General features: G+C 73.5%; 2 protein-coding genes and 1 pseudogene. 2 read left to right on the top strand and 1 reads right to left on the bottom strand.

The genetic code is table 11. The annotated features are described in order from the left end of the window. Positions 1-155: pseudogene (locus tag H5J30_RS37010) on the bottom strand (xylulokinase); the annotation flags it as partial. A 102-nt stretch (positions 156-257) separates the two neighbouring features. Between H5J30_RS37010 and xylA the strand changes: the two are divergent. Both xylA and H5J30_RS27920 read left to right on the top strand, forming a co-directional pair. Further along, positions 258-1421, top strand: coding sequence for a xylose isomerase (gene xylA / locus H5J30_RS27925; RefSeq protein WP_181790074.1), 1164 nt, complete (start codon positions 258-260; stop codon positions 1419-1421). A gap of 335 nt (positions 1422-1756) precedes the next feature. Continuing rightward, the gene (locus H5J30_RS27920) at positions 1757-2203 is read left to right on the top strand and encodes a hypothetical protein (RefSeq protein ID WP_258563568.1); all 447 of its coding nucleotides are present in this window, start codon (positions 1757-1759) and stop codon (positions 2201-2203) included. Positions 2204-2323 lie beyond the last annotated feature (120 nt).

Genomic DNA, 2323 nt, shown 5'->3' with positions numbered 1-2323 from the left:
TCCCACCACTGCTCCGGATCGCTCTCCCGCCGGCCGCCGATGCTGACGGCGTGCGCGGCCTGGCCGTGTGCCACCACCTGCCCGGTCTCGCTGTCGACGACCAGCGCCTTGGTGGACTGCGTCGAACTGTCGACGCCGATGACGAGGGGCCCCATGCTGTGTCCTCCGCGACTCGTGGGCCGGCTCTTCCCTCCGACCCGGTCGGCATCCTATTTTGTAAAGCGGCCTTACGAAATAGATCCGCCGAAGGAGCCGTCATGTCGTATACCCCGACCCCCGAGGACAAGTTCAGCTTCGGCCTGTGGACCGTCGGCTGGCAGGGGCGCGACCCCTTCGGGGAGGCGACCCGCGCGCCGCTCGACCCGGTCGAGAGCGTCCGCCGGCTGGCCGAGCTGGGCGCGCACGGCGTCACGTTCCACGACGACGACCTGATCCCCTTCGGCGCCTCCGAGACGGAGCGCGAGTCGCACGTCAAGCGCTTCCGCCAGGCGCTCGACGCCACCGGCATGACCGTGCCGATGGCCACCACCAACCTCTTCACCCACCCCGTCTTCAAGGACGGCGGCTTCACCGCCAACGACCGCGACGTGCGCCGCTACGCGCTGCGCAAGACCATCCGCAACATCGACCTCGCGGTGGAGCTGGGCGCGCGGATCTACGTCGCCTGGGGCGGGCGCGAGGGCGCGGAGTCCGGCGCGGCCAAGGACGTGCGCGCCGCACTCGACCGGATGAAGGAGGCGTTCGACCTCCTCGGCGAGTACGTCACCGGCCAGGGCTACGACCTGCGGTTCGCCATCGAGCCCAAGCCCAACGAGCCGCGCGGCGACATCCTGCTGCCCACCGTCGGCCACGCGCTGGCCTTCATCGAGCGGCTGGAGCGCCCCGAGCTGTACGGCGTCAACCCCGAGGTCGGCCACGAGCAGATGGCCGGGCTCAACTACCCGCACGCCATCGCCCAGGCGCTGTGGTCCGGCAAGCTGTTCCACCTCGACCTCAACGGCCAGAACGGCATCAAGTACGACCAGGACCTGCGCTTCGGCGCGGGCGACCTGCGCGCCGCGTTCTGGCTCGTGGACCTGCTGGAGACCGGCGGCTACACCGGCCCGCGGCACTTCGACTTCAAGCCGCCGCGCACCGAGGACAAGGAAGGCGTGTGGGCGTCGGCCGCGGGCTGCATGCGCAACTACCTCATCCTCAAGGAGCGCGCCGCCGCGTTCCGCGCCGACCCCGAGGTCCAGGAGGCGCTGCGCGCCTCGCGCCTGGACGAGCTGGCGCAGCCCACCGCGGACGACTCCGGCCTCGCCGGGCTGCTCGCCGACCGCGGCGCGTACGAGGACTTCGACCCGGAGGCGGCGGCGCAGCGCGGCATGGCCTTCGAGCACCTGGACCAGCTGGCGATGGACCACCTGCTGGGCGTCTGAGCGAGGCGGGGGCACCGCCTGCCCGGGGTGCGCGGGGCGACCTGCGCGGGGTGTGCCGGGTCCGCGGTTTCCGCCGCACCCCCACACCCCCACACCCCCACACCCCCTCGCACCCGCCCAAGGGTAGGTGCCCCCGCCGACAACGCCCGGTCACGCCCGGTCGCGCCCGTACGGAGAGCGCGGCGCGACCCGGCGGCGGCACCGGCCGCGTACGGGATCCGGAACCCGTCCGTACGCGGCCCCCCGGCCCTCTGACCGGCGGCGGAGTGTCGCAACCCTGTCACGAGCCCGGCGGAGCCATCCCTTCCGCCGCCGCCGCGGGCGAAGCTGGGGCCATGAGCTACCCGCCGCCCGCAGACGCCCCGCCGCCGGACCACACACCCCCGGCCGGCAGCACGCAGCACTGGCCCGCACCGCCCCCGCCGCCCCCGGTCCGGAACAGCAACAAGCGGTGGCTGGCGGCGGCCGCGGCAGTCGTCGTCCTGGCCGGCGGCGTCGGGGTGACGTACGCGCTCGTCAGCGGCGACGACGACAAGGACGCGCCCTGCGCCTGTACGCCGCCGCCGAGCGAGAGCCCGTCCGCCGGTCCCGACGACCCCAAGCTCCCCGACGACATCCCGACCGAGCTGCTGCCCAGCGGTCTGGACCCCGAGGACCTGCCCAGCGGCCTGAACCCGGAGGACATTCCGACCGAGCTGCTGCCCAGCGACCTCGACGACCTGCCCAGCGGCCTCGACCTGGAGGACATCCCCACCGAGCTGCTGCCCGAGGGGATCTCCTAGGCCGCCGCCGGCCGCCGTGCCCACCGCCGCCGTAGGATCGATCACCATGACGACCCGGGCGGAGACCGTACGGCGTGCCGAGCGGCACGAGTTGACGTTCCGCGGCCACCGCAGGCGCTT

The organism is Streptomyces phytophilus, assembly GCF_013870535.1.
GTDB classification, from domain to species: domain Bacteria; phylum Actinomycetota; class Actinomycetes; order Streptomycetales; family Streptomycetaceae; genus Streptomyces; species Streptomyces phytophilus.
The sequence above is the reverse complement of the archived record's forward strand: the minus strand, read 5'-3'. Positions and strand labels throughout refer to the sequence as shown.

Bases quoted from the DNA above. Each gene is read 5' to 3' on its own strand.
- H5J30_RS27920 (WP_258563568.1), top strand. From the start codon at position 1,757: ATGAGCTACCCGCCGCCCGCAGACGCCCCGCCGCCGGACCACACACCC.
- xylA (WP_181790074.1), top strand. From the start codon at position 258: ATGTCGTATACCCCGACCCCCGAGGACAAGTTCAGCTTCGGCCTGTGG.